16 protein-coding genes are annotated in these 16,664 nt (G+C 41.0%); 4 read left to right on the top strand and 12 right to left on the bottom strand.

Translation table 11 applies throughout. The features are described from left to right. Nucleotides 1-36 precede the first annotated feature (36 nt). From murG to mraZ, 10 genes are read right to left on the bottom strand one after another with little or no spacing between them, the layout of a single operon-like run. Nucleotides 37-1,113, bottom strand: coding sequence for an undecaprenyldiphospho-muramoylpentapeptide beta-N-acetylglucosaminyltransferase (gene murG / locus FHG08_RS06185; RefSeq protein WP_010390701.1), 1,077 nt, complete (start codon nucleotides 1,111-1,113; stop codon nucleotides 37-39). After that, a complete protein-coding gene (gene ftsW, locus FHG08_RS06180; RefSeq protein WP_010390699.1) occupies nucleotides 1,110-2,285 on the bottom strand; it encodes a cell division protein FtsW in 1,176 nt (391 codons plus the stop codon). Before ftsW ends, murG begins: the two co-directional genes overlap by 4 nt. Beyond that, nucleotides 2,282-3,616, bottom strand: a complete 1,335-nt coding sequence (gene murD, locus FHG08_RS06175) for a UDP-N-acetylmuramoyl-L-alanine--D-glutamate ligase (protein WP_178954964.1) — start codon at nucleotides 3,614-3,616, stop codon at nucleotides 2,282-2,284. Before murD ends, ftsW begins: the two co-directional genes overlap by 4 nt. Further along, nucleotides 3,617-4,699 carry a phospho-N-acetylmuramoyl-pentapeptide-transferase gene (mraY, locus tag FHG08_RS06170; RefSeq protein WP_054202311.1) on the bottom strand — a complete coding sequence of 361 codons (1,083 nt, stop codon included), beginning with the start codon at nucleotides 4,697-4,699 and terminating at the stop codon, nucleotides 3,617-3,619. Beyond that, nucleotides 4,699-6,081 carry a UDP-N-acetylmuramoyl-tripeptide--D-alanyl-D-alanine ligase gene (gene murF / locus FHG08_RS06165; RefSeq protein WP_178954962.1) on the bottom strand — a complete coding sequence of 461 codons (1,383 nt, stop codon included), beginning with the start codon at nucleotides 6,079-6,081 and terminating at the stop codon, nucleotides 4,699-4,701. The genes mraY and murF overlap by 1 nt, the downstream gene beginning before the upstream one ends. Next, nucleotides 6,078-7,556 (bottom strand): UDP-N-acetylmuramoyl-L-alanyl-D-glutamate--2,6-diaminopimelate ligase, encoded by a 1,479-nt coding sequence (gene murE / locus FHG08_RS06160; RefSeq protein ID WP_178956836.1) that lies wholly within the window; start codon nucleotides 7,554-7,556, stop codon nucleotides 6,078-6,080. Before murE ends, murF begins: the two co-directional genes overlap by 4 nt. Next, nucleotides 7,549-9,366 (bottom strand): penicillin-binding transpeptidase domain-containing protein, encoded by a 1,818-nt coding sequence (locus FHG08_RS06155; protein WP_138608087.1) that lies wholly within the window; start codon nucleotides 9,364-9,366, stop codon nucleotides 7,549-7,551. Before FHG08_RS06155 ends, murE begins: the two co-directional genes overlap by 8 nt. After that, the gene (gene ftsL / locus FHG08_RS06150; protein ID WP_010390691.1) at nucleotides 9,363-9,689 is read right to left on the bottom strand and encodes a cell division protein FtsL; all 327 of its coding nucleotides are present in this window, start codon (nucleotides 9,687-9,689) and stop codon (nucleotides 9,363-9,365) included. Before ftsL ends, FHG08_RS06155 begins: the two co-directional genes overlap by 4 nt. After that, entirely contained in the window at nucleotides 9,686-10,624 is a 939-nt protein-coding gene (gene rsmH, locus FHG08_RS06145; RefSeq protein WP_010390683.1) for a 16S rRNA (cytosine(1402)-N(4))-methyltransferase RsmH, read from the bottom strand. The genes ftsL and rsmH overlap by 4 nt, the downstream gene beginning before the upstream one ends. 29 nt (nucleotides 10,625-10,653) lie before the next feature. Further along, nucleotides 10,654-11,112, bottom strand: coding sequence for a division/cell wall cluster transcriptional repressor MraZ (gene mraZ, locus FHG08_RS06140; protein ID WP_178954960.1), 459 nt, complete (start codon nucleotides 11,110-11,112; stop codon nucleotides 10,654-10,656). 454 nt (nucleotides 11,113-11,566) lie between these two features. Here mraZ and FHG08_RS06135 point away from each other — a divergent pair, with 454 nt between their 5' ends. From FHG08_RS06135 to FHG08_RS06125, 3 genes are read left to right on the top strand one after another with little or no spacing between them, the layout of a single operon-like run. After that, nucleotides 11,567-11,884, top strand: coding sequence for a DUF883 domain-containing protein (locus FHG08_RS06135; protein WP_138608088.1), 318 nt, complete (start codon nucleotides 11,567-11,569; stop codon nucleotides 11,882-11,884). Between the two features lie 4 nt (nucleotides 11,885-11,888). Next, nucleotides 11,889-12,329 (top strand): hypothetical protein, encoded by a 441-nt coding sequence (locus tag FHG08_RS06130; RefSeq protein WP_178954958.1) that lies wholly within the window; start codon nucleotides 11,889-11,891, stop codon nucleotides 12,327-12,329. A 13-nt stretch (nucleotides 12,330-12,342) separates the two neighbouring features. After that, a complete protein-coding gene (locus FHG08_RS06125) occupies nucleotides 12,343-12,585 on the top strand; it encodes a hypothetical protein (protein ID WP_178954957.1) in 243 nt (80 codons plus the stop codon). A gap of 75 nt (nucleotides 12,586-12,660) precedes the next feature. On the opposite strand, the gene FHG08_RS06120 is transcribed toward FHG08_RS06125, so the two are convergent. Both FHG08_RS06120 and FHG08_RS06115 read right to left on the bottom strand, forming a co-directional pair. After that, the gene (locus FHG08_RS06120) at nucleotides 12,661-12,912 is read right to left on the bottom strand and encodes a hypothetical protein (protein ID WP_178954955.1); all 252 of its coding nucleotides are present in this window, start codon (nucleotides 12,910-12,912) and stop codon (nucleotides 12,661-12,663) included. A 147-nt stretch (nucleotides 12,913-13,059) separates the two neighbouring features. Then, complete coding sequence (locus tag FHG08_RS06115; RefSeq protein ID WP_178954953.1) at nucleotides 13,060-13,203, bottom strand: hypothetical protein; 144 nt, start codon at nucleotides 13,201-13,203, stop codon at nucleotides 13,060-13,062. 406 nt (nucleotides 13,204-13,609) lie between these two features. Here FHG08_RS06115 and FHG08_RS06110 point away from each other — a divergent pair, with 406 nt between their 5' ends. Continuing rightward, a complete protein-coding gene (locus FHG08_RS06110) occupies nucleotides 13,610-16,648 on the top strand; it encodes an EAL domain-containing protein (RefSeq protein ID WP_178954951.1) in 3,039 nt (1,012 codons plus the stop codon). Nucleotides 16,649-16,664 lie beyond the last annotated feature (16 nt).

Below are 16,664 nucleotides of genomic sequence, written 5' to 3'. Positions count from 1 at the left end.
GCGTGTATATTTTTCTTTTGCTAATGTCTGTTTCACTTATATTCTCTTATTTGTTACTTGCTCACAGTGCATAGCGACGCTGGCTGTGGCATCTAAAATAGCCTGCTGCTTTGCTTTAGCAGCCATTTTAGTTATTAATAAAGGTTCGGCTAAATAGGGACTTAAAAGTTCAACAATGCTGCGCTGATTAAATTGCCCCTGTGGCATTAATAGTGCCCCTTCTGCCATTACTAAATACTGTGCATTTGCTGTTTGGTGATCGTCAACCGCATGTGGAAACGGTACAAATACCGCCATTTTACCTGCTGCAGCAATTTCACTAACCGTTAGCGCCCCAGCGCGACAAATCACAATATCGGCCCAGCTATAAGCGGTATCCATATCATCAATAAATTCAGCAACAGTTACTTGTTCATCGCCCATTTGTTGCTGCTGGTAACTTTCGCTCACACTAGCAAAATGGCCTTTACCAGTTTGGTGCCAAACATTAATGGCACAGGTATCATTTAAGCGCTTAAATGCTTCAGGCAGTGTTTGGTTAAGTACTTGCGCACCTAGTGAGCCACCCACTACAAGCATATTGATTGGACTTGATATTTCCCGCTTAGGTATATCAACTACACTCTGACGCACAGGGTTACCCACCAGCTCAGCTTTACCACTGGCAAAAGCACTTGGAAATGCAGCTAATACGCGATTCGCAAATTTCGCTAGCCATTTATTGCTCATACCAGCTACGGCGTTTTGCTCATGAATTACCAAAGGGATACCGAGACTTTTTGCCGCAATACCCGTAGGGCCTGTCACGTAGCCGCCCATAGCTAAAACCACGTCAGGGCGTTGTTGTTTTAATACCTTACGCGCCTGCAATATTGCATTAATAACCATGAATGGCGCTTTAATGAGGCGTTTTAAACCATTACCTCGCACGCCTTTTACATCAATAAAATCAATTTCTATGTTGTGCTTGGGCACGACACTGGCTTCCATTCTATCAGGAGTGCCTATCCAGCTAACTTGCCAACCTTGCTGTTTGAGATAATCAGCAACCGCAATCCCTGGGAAAATATGTCCACCTGTGCCCCCTGCTACAACGACTATTTTTTTACTCATCGTTTAGCTCCCCCCGACGTGGCCTGTTTGGTTGCCATCTTCGTTTCAAAATCTACCCGTAATAAAATACCAGTGGCTATGGTCATCATTAATAAACTTGAGCCACCATAGGAAATAAACGGTAGGGTTAGTCCTTTGGTTGGTAATATACCGGCACTGGCGCCTACATTAACCATAGTTTGAAATGCAAACCAAATACCGATAGCTAAAGCTAAATAGCCTTCATATTCTTTACCGTTTTTAAGCGCATTTTGGCCAATTAGTAGCGCTCTAAATACTAATGTTCCTAATACCATTAAAATACTCAACACGCCCATAAAACCAAGTTCTTCAGCAATCACGGCAAAAATAAAATCGGTGTGTGCTTCCGGTAAATATTGTAATTTTTGTACGCTATTACCTAAGCCTTGGCCAAACCAATCACCTTGACTATAAGCCATCAGTGATTGCACTAATTGATAACCTTTACCAAAAGGGTCATCCCAAGGTTCTAAAAAACCCACCACACGCGCCATGCGATAGGGCTCAAACACAATCAGCCCAACTACCAGCGCAATACCGGTTAAAATAAGTGCAAAAAATTGCCAAAGCTTGGCACCGGCTAAAAACAATAAACCAACTGTAGTAACAAACATCACCACCACGGTTCCTAAATCTGGCTGCATTAAAATAAGCGCTGCATAAACGGCAAATACCGCAATAGGTTTTGCAAAGCCTTTAATGTTTTCTTGTACTTCACTGCGCTTACGCACTAAATAGCCAGCGATATAACTAAAAAAGAATAACTTAGCGAGCTCGGAAGCCTGAATATTAAATGGCCCTATAGGTATCCAGCGGGTCGAACCATTCACTTCTCGCCCCACAATTAGCACTACCAATAACAACACTAAGCCGATTAGTAATAAGTAGGGGTTAGCTTTTTTCCACCACGACATAGGTACTTGAGTACTAATGCAAAATAAACAAAACGAGAGCCCTAAAAAAATACCGTGGCGGATAGTAAAATGATAAATGTTGCCAAACAGCCTATCGGCCGTCGGCATTGAAGCACTGGTTACCATCACAAAGCCCACCCCTATTAGCATTAACATGCAATAAAGGAGCGGCACATCATAAAGCTGCGCCGAAGGTTTAGGAGTAAATGCCTCTTTAATATCCGCAAAAGCTATCATGGCAGCTCCTGCAATACACAATGCACAAAATCATCGCCGCGCTGCATATAGTTGTTGTACATATCTATACTGGCGCAGGCTGGGGCTAATAAAACCGTATCGCCTGACGTACTTAATTGTTTAGCAAGCGCCACAGCTTCAGACATGTTAGTGGTTAAATGACCTTTAGCAGTTAGTGCCACTAACTCTTTTGCATCTTTACCAAAGCAAATGAGGGCTTTAACGTGTTGCTCAACATAAGGTTTAAGTGCCTCTAAATCCGCGCCTTTGGCATCACCACCAGCAATAACCACTAAGTTTTGTTGCTTACCCGCTAAACTATCAATGGCCGCTATTGTTGCGCCTACATTGGTGGCTTTAGAGTCATTGAAATACTTAACGCTATTAAGCTCACCCACAAACTGACAACGATGTGCCAAGCCATTAAATTGAGATAATGCAGTTTTATAATGCGCTTTAGTTATTTCAAACGGACTGAGTAACGCCATTACTGCCAATGTGTTTAAATAGTTATGCTTACCAACAACAGCTAAGGTACTTACTGGTAAATAAGCTTCGCCCTTTACCATAAAGTGCGCTTCGTTATTATGCTGCGCTAAGTGGTAATCGCCTTGCGTTTCTCCAAAGCTAACTTGTGATGCTAACGTGCTACTCACTGGGTGTGTTTGTCTATCGTCAGCATTAATAACTAAAAGTTCAGTGCCTTCATATATACTCAATTTTGAATCTATATAAGCTTGATAGCTATCATAGCGATCGAGATGATCTTCTGAAATATTTAGCACGGTTGCACTGCTAGCCTTTAAGCTGTCAGTGGTATCAAGCTGAAAACTAGACAGCTCCAGTACAAACACATCAAAGTCACCGTCAAGTAAATCCAGTACAGCTGTGCCAATATTGCCGCCCAGTGCTACTTTATACCCTGCGGTTTTTAATACTTCATAAGCAAGGGTTACTACCGTTGATTTACCATTTGAACCTGTTACCGCAACAACTGGTTTAGTGTTAATGCGGGCAAATAGCTCAACATCACCAATTATTTCTACACCTGCATTCATTGCCTGTGCAACCGCAGGGGTTTTTAAACTTAGCCCAGGACTAATAATGATCATATCGCAAGCACTGAGTGCCGCATTATTTAAATCACCAAAGTGAGTATTTAAATTAGCGGCATGTTGCTTGAGCCAATCAACACCGGGAGGATTTTCTCGGCTATCGACTACATTGGGCTGTATTCCTTGAGATAATAAAAAGCGCACAATGCCCAGACCGGTTACACCGAGCCCGAGCACTGTTATTTGTTTATTTTTTATCTCGTTTAAATACTGCATTTATCGGATCTTTAATGTCGCAAGGCCAGCGAGCACCAGCACAATAGAAATTATCCAAAAGCGCACAATAACGCGTGGCTCTGGCCATCCTTTAAGTTCGTAGTGATGGTGAATCGGCGCCATTTTAAAAATACGTTGGCCGCGCAATTTATAAGAGCCAACTTGTAAAATTACCGATAGCGCTTCCATTACAAACACGCCCCCCATAATAATAAGTAATAGCTCTTGGCGAACCAGCACAGCAATAATACCTAATGCACCACCTAGAGCTAACGAGCCTACATCGCCCATAAACACTTGGGCTGGGTAGGTGTTAAACCATAAAAAGCCTAACCCTGCACCCACAATAGCGGTACACACCACTACCAATTCACTGGCAAGTGGCAAATGCGGAATGTGTAAATAAGCTGAAAAGTTAATATTACCGGTTAAATAAGCAATAATGGCCAGCGCTGCAGCCACTAAAATTGTTGGCACAATAGCTAAGCCATCTAGTCCGTCGGTTAAGTTTACCGCGTTTGAGGTGCCCACTAATGCAAAATACGTGATTACGATATAAAACAGTCCTAGCTGTGGTAGTACATCTTTAAAAAATGGTACAACAAGAGATGTCTCTGTCGCTTGGGTACTGGTCATGTAAAGTGCAGTTGCTACAACCAATGCAATTACTGATTGCCAAAAATACTTCCACTTAGCAATCAGTCCTTTTGGGTCTTTACGGATCACTTTGCGGTAATCGTCAATAAAGCCAACAATCCCCAATGAACCAATCACAAATAATGTGGCCCATACGTATTTATTAGACAAATCAGCCCACAATAAAGTGCTGGTGAATATTGCCGCTAAAATAAGTAAGCCACCCATGGTCGGCGTACCCGATTTAGACAAATGCGATTGCGGACCATCATCACGTACTGTTTGTCCAATTTGCATGCGCTGTAAACCACGAATTAACTTTGGCCCCAAATAAAGCGACATAATTAATGCGGTCAAAATACCTAAAATGGCACGAAGAGTTAAATACGAAAAAACATTAAAGCCACTATAATATTGAGTTAAATACTCAGCCAGCCAAACTAACATTATGATACTCCATTGATGGCTTGTTGCTGGCCATTAACTAAATCGGTTACTAAAAGCTCCATGCGAGAACTGCGTGATCCTTTCACGACAAGGGTAATTTTTTTATCTACTTTGCTAATACTGTTTTGAATTTGCTGCAGCATTTGCTCACGATTTGAAAAGTGACGATTAGGCAGCTCAAATACATCACTTGCTGACTTACTTAATACACCGAGTGTAAATAGCTCATCAATGCCTTGCGCTAATGCATATTCGCCCACTTCTTGATGATACTTACGAGCATCTTCACCAAGCTCCCCCATATCACCGAGAGCCAAAATACGATGACCTTGAATATCGCTAAGTAAATCAATCGCCGCTTTTACCGATTTAACGTTGGCATTATAAGTATCATCAATAATGGTGAGTGAATCACTAGCTTCAATCAGGTTAACCCGCCCTTTAACTTCATCCATGGTCGCTAGGGCGCTGGCAATTTCTTCAAGTGACACGTCAAACTCACTGGTTAATGCCGCAGCAATAAGCGCGTTGCTAATATTATGCTTGCCTGGCAATGCTAACGTAACCGGAACTCTGTGTTGTTTGGTACATAACATAAAGCTTGCTCGAGCTTGTGCATCTAGGCTGATGTCCTCAGCCCAAATATCCAGTTTTTCACTGCTAGAAAAACATTTAACCTTTCGCGCTGCTAATTTATCAAGCCAATACTGACTAAACTCGCTATCGCAATTAACAATGGCAATGCCATCGTCTTTTAAACCATCGTAAATTTCGCCTTTGGCTTGTGCTACCCCTTGTAAGCTACCAAAACCTTCTAAATGTGCCGCGGCAACATTACATACCACGGCAACATCCGGTTTGGTCATGGCGGTAGTGTAGGCAATTTCACCAATATGGTTTGCACCGAGTTCAATAACAGCATAACGATGCTGTGGCTCTAATCTCAATAAGGTAAGAGGCACGCCAATATCATTATTGAAGTTGCCTTTAGTCGCTAAAACATCCCCTTTACTTGATAAAATAGCGGCACACATTTCTTTAACTGTGGTTTTACCTACACTGCCAGTAATAGCGATAGTTTTAGGTGCAACTTGCGCCATAACCGCTGTTCCAATTGTGCCTAATGCAATACGGGTATCGGCAACTACAAATTGAGCAATGTCGGTATCAACAGCGTGATCGACAATGACTCCAATAGCACCTTTTTGTTTTGCTTGCTCAATAAACTTATGACCATCAAAGTTAGGGCCTTTAAGTGCCAAAAACACTTCACCATCACATAAAGTACGGGTATCGGTGTTTATATTTATTACTTGACGATTATCACCTTGATAATCGGTTGCTAGCACATTAGCTAGCCAATCAAAATCCATTGGGATCATGCTTGAGACCCTCTTACTGCTTGTTTTAATTGTTGTTGTACAAATTGGCGGTCGCAAAAATCAATGCGTTTGTTACCTATAATTTGATAGTCTTCATGCCCTTTACCGGCAATTAAAATAACCTCACCGGCTTTTGCGTTATCTATAGCAAATTGTATCGCAGCATCACGGTCGGCCTCTAAATGGGCGTTTTGTGGGTGTGTTAATCCTGCAGCTACATCATTAATAATTTCATTAGGATCTTCAGAGCGCGGGTTGTCACTGGTAATGATCACTTTGTCTGCAAACTGCTCAGCGGCTTGTGCCATTAGTACACGTTTACCTTTATCTCTATCACCACCACAACCAAACACACAACTCACTCCACCTGGTACATGTTGTTGCAGCGCTTGTAACGCTAGTGCGAGTGCATCAGGCGTATGTGCATAATCAACTACGCAAGTAGGCATATTTGGCGCTGTAAATGCTTGCATTCTGCCTGCTACAGGTTGCAAATACTCACACCCTGCCACTAATTGCGCCAATGGATAACCCAGTGCTAATAATGTGGCTAAAGCAGCGGTCAAATTGTATAGATTAAATTCACCATATAACGGTGACTTTATGGCAATATCACCCCAACTTGTAGTTAATTGCGCCGAAATACCGGTTGCCGAATAGCTAACATCAGAAAAATACACAAACTGAGCGTTTTTAGGAGCTAAGTTTTTACGGCCATAACAAATTAGTTTATTAAAGCTATATTTTTCAATCCATTGCTCTGCTTGTCCGTCATCTTGGTTAAGAATGACATTGGCAGCATCAAAATCACGAAACAGCATCAATTTGGCATCACCGTAACTATCCATGTCACCATGATAATCTAGATGATCACGAGATAGGTTAGTAAATACCGCCGCTTTGAAATGGCACTGATCAACACGGTGCTGCACTAGACCATGCGATGATACTTCCATCGCTACTAAGCGGTGTTGCTGCTCTTTTAAGTCACTTAAAATATGCTGTAAATCCACACTTGAGGGCGTGGTATTTTGCAGCGGTGTTAAATTATCTGGATGGCCATAACCGAGCGTGCCTATGATTGCGGCTTGGGTATGACAAAACTGTGCTAAATGAGCAATCATTGCGGTAGTAGTCGACTTACCATTAGTACCTGTTACGCCAACTAAATCTAGTTCTAGGCTAGGTTGTTGGTAAAATTTACTCGCTAATACAGGTAACTTTTTATTTAGCTCTGAGACTAAATAAAGCGGCTCAAAATCACTTTCAAACTCACACAGTCTGTCGGCAATAATTGCACTGGCACCATTTTCAATTGCTTTATCAATAAACTGTCCGCCATCAAGCTGATGACCTTTTATTGCCACAAACACATCACCTGGTTTTACATCGCGGCTGTCTAAACGCAACTCGTTTACCATTAAACGCGCTGCGTCTATTTCTAAATGTTTTAAAATTGAATGTAAATCACGCACCATCATCTTTGCCCTTCACGTATGCCACAGAGTCTTTGTCTGGGGCAACGTTTAAAATTCTTAATGAATTAGAGATTATTTCTGCAAACGCCGGACCTGCCGTTGCGCCGCCATAATAAACATCTCCACCGGGCTCGTTGATCAATACCACAACAGCTAATCGCGGATTACTTGCTGGGGCAATACCCGCAAAGTAACCCACATATTCGTCACCATAACCACCCGCTGCGGCCTTTTTAGAAGTACCTGTTTTACCAGCTGCACGGTAGCCATCAACTTTAATACGACGTGCAGTACCACCTTCTTCAAATACGCTTTCCATCATATGAACTACAGCTTCAACATCTTGTTGCTGAAAAACACGTTCACCTTCAGGTATAGAGTCTTGCTTTAGTACAGTGAGTGGGCGGTTAACCCCACCTGCGCCTAACATGGCGTAAAAACGAGCCATTTGCGCGGTACTCACGGCAATATTGTAACCAAACGAAAGTGCGGCAATTTCGTGATCTGACCAACGACGATTTGGGTAAAATAAACCACTACTTTCCCCGACCATGCCGGTACCACTATCACTGCCAAAACCCACCTTTTGGTAAAGACCAACAAAATAGTCTTTGGGTACGGTTTGGCTTATTTTTGTTACGCCCATATTACTGGAGTATTTTAAAATTTCGCGCAGCGTCATTTCACCATGATTACGGGTATCTTGTACTAAGCTGCCCCCTAAACGCATCCAGCCTGGGTAGGTATCAACTTTGTCATCCGGTTGGATTGTGCCGTAGTCTAATCCAGCTAAAATGGCTAGAGGCTTAACAGTTGAGCCGGGTTCAAACAAATCGGTAATTGCACGGTTACGACGCTTATGAGGAGCCGCACCGCTTAAATTGTTAGGATTAAATGAAGGACTATTTACCATAGCCAAAACTTCACCAGTTTTAACATCAACCACCATGGCTGAGCCTGAAGTGGCCTTGTAAGTTAATACCGCTGATTTAACCGCTTTGTAGGCAATCGCCTGAATACGCTGATCAATACTTAGTTGAATACTCTCAGGCTCTACTCGCTCGCGCTCATCAAGCACTTCAACTTCACGTCCTTGGGCATCTTTTCGAATCGTACGTCGGCCTTCTTCACCTGTGAGTGCATTTTCGTAAAGCTTTTCTATGCCTTCAATGCCTTTGCCATCGATATTAGTAAAACCAATGATATGCGCACTGACCTCACCGGCAGGGTAATAGCGTTTTGATTCATCTAAAAGGTGAATACCCGGCAGGCGTAAATCGCCAATGTAATTAGCAACAGCTGGAGTAACTTGGCGTTTTAAGTAAACAAAGCGACGAGTAGGATCATCAAGTAGTCGGGTATTAATTTTGCTCGGATCAATACGCAGTACATCGGCAAGTTCACGCCAGCGCAAATCGTTTTTATAATACAGGGCGGTACGCTTGTTTAACTCAGCGACATTTTCACGCAGAGTTTGCTGATCTTCACCATTTTTGCGGGCTTGTCTGAGTACTTTGCTCACCAGTGATTTATGCAAAGCTTTAGGATCGGCATACACACTGACTACAGGTACACTAACTGCTAACTCTTTACCGTTACGATCGAAGATCATGCCGCGTTGCACATGCAATTTTTCAACACGTACCGTACGCTTGTCACTTTCGGAGCGGGCCTTATCGGGTTCAATTACTTGCAAATACGCAGCACGCGATACCAAAGTCACAAACACTAAAAAAATCACCACGCACACCAAAATAAAGCGCCATGCGATTAGGTTGTTGACTGGTTTTTTGCCTCGCGTTCTCATTGTAATATGATTACCTGCTCATCTTGGCTGGTTGGCCGCTTCATTTCTAATTGTGACGTTGCCACTTCTTCAATGCGTGCATGTTGTGAATAAAATTCTTCTTCCACTAAAAAATAACGCCACTCTAAATCCAGTTCATCACGCTCTTGCAGTAACGAATCTTGCTCAATTAATTGCGCACGAGATAAGTGGGTTACCTGTACTACGCTCAAACTTGATGCGAATATCACAACCAACAAGGCCAAGGTGATCTTGTTTGCACCTAGGCCTTTAATTATTTCAATAAATAGATTGGGTTGGCGATAACTCGCTTTTTTACTCATCCCAACCTCTGTGCAATCCTTAGTACTGAGCTGCGAGAGCGTGGATTGCGCGCCACTTCATCAGCACTTGGTTTAATAGCTTTACCCACTGCTTTTAACGTCAGATTTTTATTTATTTGTGCGTCGGTTAAAGGCAGACCTCTGGGTATCGCTTCTCCCTTACTCTGTTTTTTAATAAATTGTTTTACAATGCGATCTTCTAAAGAGTGAAAAGAAATAACAACTAAGCGACCACCCGGCTTAAGAACTTTAATCGCCGCTTGTAATGCAGTTTGAATTTCCTCTAACTCGCTATTGATATAAATACGAATTGCCTGAAACGTGCGCGTTGCAGGATGTTTAAACTTATCTTTAACAGGTACTGCTTCATCAACTAAATCTGCGAGCTGTTTAGTGGTAGTAATTGGCGTATGTTCACGCACTTCCAATATCTTGTGTGCAATGCGCTTACCAAATTTTTCTTCACCTAGCTTTTTGATCACATGGGTAATGTCATCTAGTTCTGCCTCAGCTAACCACTGCGCAGCGCTACGGCCTGTGCTTGGATCCATTCGCATATCAAGCGGGCCGTCTTTCATAAAACTAAAGCCACGAGCGGCGTCATCTAACTGCGGTGACGACACACCAATATCAAGTAAAATGCCATCAACTTTACCAATAAGATCGTTTTGCTCAGCAACTTCGTATAGTTTCGAGAATCGTGAATGAGCAATTGAAAAACGTGAATCGTCGGCAAACTTTTCTGCTGACTTTATCGCTTGTGGATCTTGATCAATAGCCTGCAAGCGACCAGCGTCGCCCAAGCGCGCTAATATTTGCCCTGAGTGTCCGCCACGTCCAAAGGTGCCATCCATGTAAATGCCGTCTGGCTTAATTGCAAGTGCATCTATGGTTTCGTCCATTAATACGGATACGTGTTCAAATTGCGCTGTCATTAGCTATTTTTTGCCTTTTTGTTTTGCTGCTAGAGGGTAAAGTTATCTAAATCGTCATTCGGTTCAAATTCACCAAGCCTTTCAAGCTCAGTGTCTTGGCACATTTGTTCGTGCCAACGCGCCTCATCCCAAATCTCAAATTTATTCATTAAGCCCACCAGCATAATTTTTTTGCCAAGTTCTGCATGTGAGCGCAAAGAAGGCGCCAGCAAAATTCGACCGTTTTTATCAAGCTGATACTCTGTCGCATTACCTAACAACATACGTTGCATCCGTCGCGCTCTGGGATTCATATTAGATATTTTTGCTAAACGGCTTTCTATTTCTAACCATTCAGCAAGAGGGTATAACCAAAGGCAAGGCTCATTGAGTGCAACAGTGCAAATAACCGTTCCCTGATCTTCAGACAATAGCGTGTCTCGGTACTTTGTTGGTACCGCAAAACGTCCTTTATCATCCAAACTCAGTGAACTTGCGCCACGAAACATAAAAAGCCTATTGTAAAATTATTTTAATCAACTTTTTGATTAACCCGATCCAGTTTGATCCACTAAACACCACTTTTTACCACAGTGCTCCAGTTTAGGGCTTGACAAGCCTTTTTGTCAAGTAAGTCACCCAGCTTTAGCACCCCGCGAAGCCTGAAAAAATAAGGCTCAGATTAAAGCGGTTGAATTGTTTAGTAAAAAATCTGATCAGCCAGTAAAAAATTTTTTATCGTTTTTTTTATTAGCTAGCTGGCATTATTTGCTTAATGAATAAACAGTGAATAATTACAATTTTTTTGTTTGTAAAAATTACAAACCATAGTCGCAATAGTTACAGCAATAAACACGTAGAAGTCAGCGTTAAAATTAAAATATAAATATAAAACAACAATTTAAAAACTGGTTTAATCATTGCACTTTAATAATTACTTTTAAAAACTATTAAGGATTGATTATGGCTACGGCAACTAAGAGCAAAGCACCTATTGATACAAAACAAGAGATTGAAGCCCCGTTAACAGATAAGGCAACATCAGCTGCGCATGACGCAGTAGATGCATTATCGAGTAAAGCGGCGGTAGCTGAAAATGGTGTTCGTAAAGGAGCAAGCAGTTCAGCAGAAACGCTTAACGAAAAACAGTTAGCAGCTCGCGAGAAATTAGAAGAATGTACCTCTAAGACTCGTCAACTCGCATCTGAAAATCCACTAGCAACGGCTGGTCTGGCATTTGCTGCTGGTATGTTAGTTACTGCGCTATTTCGTCGTAAGTAATACCATGCAAAACCCAGATTTAACATCAAGCGAATCACAAGCGACGGATTCGCAATCATCAGCAACAAATGCGGATGACTGGCAAGATCATGTTGCCAAGCTTGCTGACTATGCAGCGCAGCTCAAGGATGATTACCGTCAACAAGGAAAGTTGACACATCAGCTGGCAATAGCAGAGTGGAAGCTATCGCTAAGATCCTTAGCACTGATCACTATTTTACTAGGATGTTTTGCCAGTGGCTTGGTGTTATTGTGGGTGGGATTTTTAGGTATTGTAGGCTTTGCTACTTTTGATTTATTTAGCTCGATTTGGCTGAGTATTACTGTAGTGATCAGCCTACAAATTCTATGCTTAATTTGGCTATGGCGAAATGCAGTTTATCTAAGCAAAAAAATTGGTTTTACTAAAACGCTAAATAGTCTAAAGCAGCTGCTTAAGTTATAAGGCATACACAATTATGTTAATCAATTATTTGATCAATTCACCGGACGCTCGAGTGCAACAGCTCCACAAAGAAGTGGCGATACAATCTGAGCTAAAGCGTCAGCACCTTACGGCAATAAAATATCGAGCCAAACGTTTTGCCGCAACAAAAGTGGGGCTCGTTAGTGCTTTTAGTGCAGGCGTGGTTGTGGAGTCGGCAAAGGGAGACACCGACATGGTAAAAAAATACAGTTGGTTAGTAAAACTTCTCGCTTAAAAGTCACTCCTGCATTAATACATCACGACAGTGAACCAAAAAAATGTTTTTACAATCGCTAACCGCTTAGCATATTTAAGCGTCAGTGATCATCACAAACGGGTCTATTTGTGCAATTGGCTGATTAAACGGTTCACCTACTAATTTGCAATGCTTCAACCATCGCTCTAGGCTAACTCCTTGTTGATTAGTAAAACTGAGTACTGGTTGCTCTGTGATATTCTGGCATTGCGGCTCACGCATTTTGTTATTGCTTGGCGTATTGAGCCAAATCTGAAAGTCACGTAAGCCTTGTTCAGCATCAGCAAGTGGCGTTTCACTGTGCATAACACCGCTACCGGTATTTATCCATTACACGTCTCCGGAGCAAGTCACTTCTTTGTTTCCCATTTAATTTTCATGCTCAAATTACACTTTTAAAATATGAATGAAAGTTTCGATACCGCAATGAGGTTGAGGAGGAAAACCATCACTTTACTCACTTTTATCATCGGGCTTAAGCTCACCAATTATTAATAATGACACTAAATATTTACCATCAAACTTAGAATAAGACGGATGTTGACATAATACCCATATTAGGTACTGTGAGCAGCCAGAACATTGATTATTTTTCATTTTTTGCCTAGGGTCGATTTACTCTTTGTTGCCTACATGAATGTAGGTAAGGGCTTTGAGCGGGACGCGGAAGCTTTGCTCGGTTTTTAGGGATGTAAGCCAGTAGAATAACGCAGGAGCAGTTATCAACTGCCCATTTGATTACAAACCTCGCGTCGCGGTTAAACATGCCCTTATTTGTTATGTAAATATATAAGAGATTAAATTATTATTTCATCATGTTTTTCATACGTAAATTAATATATTTCAATCATATGCAACACTATTTTATTGCAAAATCTTAGATATAACCTTAGTACTTCAATGGTTATTTATAGTAGGATTATCAAGCGTCACTCTACTTTGCACTAATTTGGATACGACTATTTTTACTTCATCATTAAAACATCAACTCTACCGCCTTCTTATGCTAATTTGCATACCTGTTGCTGCTATTATTTTAGTAACCTTGTGGTTTAGTCGTGACGCAGCCATTAAAGAGCACGAGACAAAAGTGCGCACCATCACTGAGCAACTAATTATTAAACAACAAAGCATGATTGATGATGTCAAAAAAGTTACTGAGTTTTTAGCAAAAAAACAGAAAAACATTCAATCTTTACCCTCTACTTGTCCAGCGTATTTTTTAGATGTTAAGGCACTCAATGGTAATATCGCGAATATTGGTATAGTAAATAAAAATGGTGACCTAATTTGTACCTCAAAAAGTAGCGACACTAATATTAACATTAGTGACCGTCCCTATTTTAAAAACGCGCTCGCCAGTAAAGAGTTCAGTATTGGCCATTTCCAACACGATCGCAGCCTCAAAGCTCAAAGTATTAACTTTGCTTACCCTATTTTAAATGAAAGCAATGATATTGAAGGCGTTATTGTGACCGTAATCGCTTTAGACTGGTGGAGCTCGGCACTTAATACTTTAAATTTATCGACAGAAATCAGAGCTGTCATTACTGACTCTAACGGTAGTATTTTAGCTAACTACCCTTTTTCAGCCGATAGACTAGGCAACAAATTGGAAAAGTTCGATTTAGCGCATAACTTGCAAGCTGGTGTTATTTTTAAAGGAAAAGATGGTATCCGAAGAGTTTTCCATCAAACAACACTCTATCGTGATGGCAATAACAATAAGCTCTCTATTTATATTACTCAACCAATAGATGAAACACTTGAGCAAATAGATATTAACTTTGTAAAAATGGTTTTAGGATTTTTAATGACCATTTTGCTTTTAGCCGTATTGGCCAGACGATTAGTTAATAAAAGCATATTAAACCCGATTAAAAGTTTAACGCAGGCCGTTAACCGCTTAGCAGCCGGTAATATGCCTCATGACAACGAGCAGCCCAATAGTCCTGAGCTAAATAGACTCTATCATCGTTTTAAATATATGGCTGAAACTCGCTTAACAGCTGAAGCATGCCTTAAACATAAACATGACGAGCTCAATAGCTTGCTTAATGCACTACCTGATGCTTTTTTACGTGTAGATGCCAACGGCAATATACTTGATACCGGTGGCCTTATTAAATCGTTAAATTATAGCCATTCAACACCGCCTAAAAAGCTATCGTGTTTATTCTCTATTGCCAATTTAAAACAAATTGAAGGATACTTAACAACCCTGAGCGCTCCTGTCACTGTTGAGCTTGAAGATAAACAAGACAATCAGTTTTATGAAGCGAAAATCAGCCCAATGAAAAAAGCGGATGAGTTTATAATTGTTATTAGTAACATCACGCAACGAAAGCAAAACCAAGAATCTTTGCATTTAGCGTCATTAGTTTACAACAACAGCAGTGAAGGTATGGCAATCACGGATGAAAATGGCATTATTTATGACGTGAACCCTTCGTTTTGTAAAACGACCTTGTATTCTCGAAAAGAAGTACTCAATAAAACGGTGGGTATTTTATCATCGGGTAAACATGATAAAGAGTTTTATGACTACATGTGGCAATCAATAAATAAAACTGGCCGCTGGCAAGGTGAAATAACCAATCGTCGTAAAAATGGCGAGCTGTATGTTGAATGGTTAACCATAGATACTATTTACGATAAAAATAAAGCCCCAACTAGTCGTATTGCTATTTTTACCGATCTAACCGAGAAAAAACAAGCAGACGAGCTAATTTGGCGACAAGCTCATTTTGATCATTTAACCGACTTACCTAATCGACTAGAACTAAAAGAGCGGTTAAATAAACGCTTTACGCGCGTAAACAACCACGACCAAAAACTGGTCATTATGCTGTTAGATATTGATCACTTTAAAGATATTAATGATACGTTAGGCCATCATTATGGCGATAGATTACTTAAATTAGTATCTGAGCGAATTGTGCAAACAGCCAAAGAGGCTGACTTTGTAGCCCGTATTGGTGGCGATGAATTTGTTATTGTGTTTAGTGACTTACGCGGTGGCGATAATATTAAAAAAATAGCAAAATCACTGCTACTTAGCCTTGCTTCGACTATTTTTATTGAAGATGAAAAAGTGTATATCAGTGCCAGCATTGGTATTGCCTGCGCGCCAGATGATGGCCAAAACCCAGAGCAACTGCTTAAAGCCGCAGATCAAGCTATGTATAAGGCAAAAAATAGCGGCCGAAATGACTTTGAATTTTTCTCACATGATATGCGTGAAGATGCAAATGCAAGAATGCAGTTGCTCAAAGAGCTTCGCTCAGCCATAGAGCTAGAGCAATTTGAGTTATATTATCAGCCTATTGTATCCCTTGATGATTTACACGTTCATAAAGCCGAAGGGCTTATTCGATGGCAACACCCAGAAAAAGGGCTGATCAGCCCAGCTGACTTTATTCCCTTAGCTGAAGAAACCAGACAAATAAATGCGCTCGGTCAATTTGTATTTACTGAAGCACTGCAAACACTTAATGATATTAAAAAACACATTCAAGATGAATTTCAAATTAGTATTAACGTATCGCCGGTGCAGCTCGCAACCACAGACAGTGGTATAGACGATTGGTATGGCATGCTTGAGACAGCAAACTTACCTGCATCGAGCATTGTGGCAGAAATTACTGAAGGCTTGATGGTTAATCCTGAAGAACTGACCCAAAGCCGCCTAAAAGCCTTGGTTAAATCAGGGATGCAATTAGCACTCGATGATTTTGGTACTGGTTACTCATCGCTTGCTTACTTACAAGAAATGGATACCGACTACCTAAAAATCGATAAACGCTTTGTTGATAATATTCAAAAAGACAGCCAGGAGCTGGCCTTATGTGAAGCAATTATTATGATGGCTCATCAGCTTGGTTTAAAAGTAATTGCCGAAGGCATAGAAACAAAATTACAAATGGATTTATTACTTGAGGCTGGTTGTGATTATGGCCAAGGCTATTTGTTTTCAAAGCCGTTGCACAAAACCTCGTTTATGCAGCTGATAAAAACAGACCAAGTGATTAATTTAGACTAAAGGCAGTTAATACGCT

This window comes from Pseudoalteromonas sp. Scap03, from assembly GCF_013393115.1.
GTDB lineage: Bacteria > Pseudomonadota > Gammaproteobacteria > Enterobacterales > Alteromonadaceae > Pseudoalteromonas.
The sequence above is the reverse complement of the archived record's forward strand: the minus strand, read 5'-3'. Positions and strand labels throughout refer to the sequence as shown.

What these genes read in the sequence shown, in the direction of transcription:
- murG (WP_010390701.1), bottom strand. Translation starts at nt 1,113, where the DNA reads ATGAGTAAAAAAATAGTCGTTGTAGCAGGGGGCACAGGTGGACATATT.
- ftsW (WP_010390699.1), bottom strand. Translation starts at nt 2,285, where the DNA reads ATGATAGCTTTTGCGGATATTAAAGAGGCATTTACTCCTAAACCTTCG.
- murD (WP_178954964.1), bottom strand. Translation starts at nt 3,616, where the DNA reads ATGCAGTATTTAAACGAGATAAAAAATAAACAAATAACAGTGCTCGGG.
- mraY (WP_054202311.1), bottom strand. Translation starts at nt 4,699, where the DNA reads ATGTTAGTTTGGCTGGCTGAGTATTTAACTCAATATTATAGTGGCTTT.
- murF (WP_178954962.1), bottom strand. Translation starts at nt 6,081, where the DNA reads ATGATCCCAATGGATTTTGATTGGCTAGCTAATGTGCTAGCAACCGAT.
- FHG08_RS06155 (WP_138608087.1), bottom strand. Translation starts at nt 9,366, where the DNA reads ATGAGAACGCGAGGCAAAAAACCAGTCAACAACCTAATCGCATGGCGC.
- ftsL (WP_010390691.1), bottom strand. Translation starts at nt 9,689, where the DNA reads ATGAGTAAAAAAGCGAGTTATCGCCAACCCAATCTATTTATTGAAATA.
- rsmH (WP_010390683.1), bottom strand. Translation starts at nt 10,624, where the DNA reads ATGACAGCGCAATTTGAACACGTATCCGTATTAATGGACGAAACCATA.
- mraZ (WP_178954960.1), bottom strand. Translation starts at nt 11,112, where the DNA reads ATGTTTCGTGGCGCAAGTTCACTGAGTTTGGATGATAAAGGACGTTTT.
- FHG08_RS06135 (WP_138608088.1), top strand. Translation starts at nt 11,567, where the DNA reads ATGGCTACGGCAACTAAGAGCAAAGCACCTATTGATACAAAACAAGAG.
- FHG08_RS06130 (WP_178954958.1), top strand. Translation starts at nt 11,889, where the DNA reads ATGCAAAACCCAGATTTAACATCAAGCGAATCACAAGCGACGGATTCG.
- FHG08_RS06125 (WP_178954957.1), top strand. Translation starts at nt 12,343, where the DNA reads ATGTTAATCAATTATTTGATCAATTCACCGGACGCTCGAGTGCAACAG.
- FHG08_RS06120 (WP_178954955.1), bottom strand. Translation starts at nt 12,912, where the DNA reads ATGCACAGTGAAACGCCACTTGCTGATGCTGAACAAGGCTTACGTGAC.
- FHG08_RS06115 (WP_178954953.1), bottom strand. Translation starts at nt 13,203, where the DNA reads ATGAAAAATAATCAATGTTCTGGCTGCTCACAGTACCTAATATGGGTA.
- FHG08_RS06110 (WP_178954951.1), top strand. Translation starts at nt 13,610, where the DNA reads ATGCTAATTTGCATACCTGTTGCTGCTATTATTTTAGTAACCTTGTGG.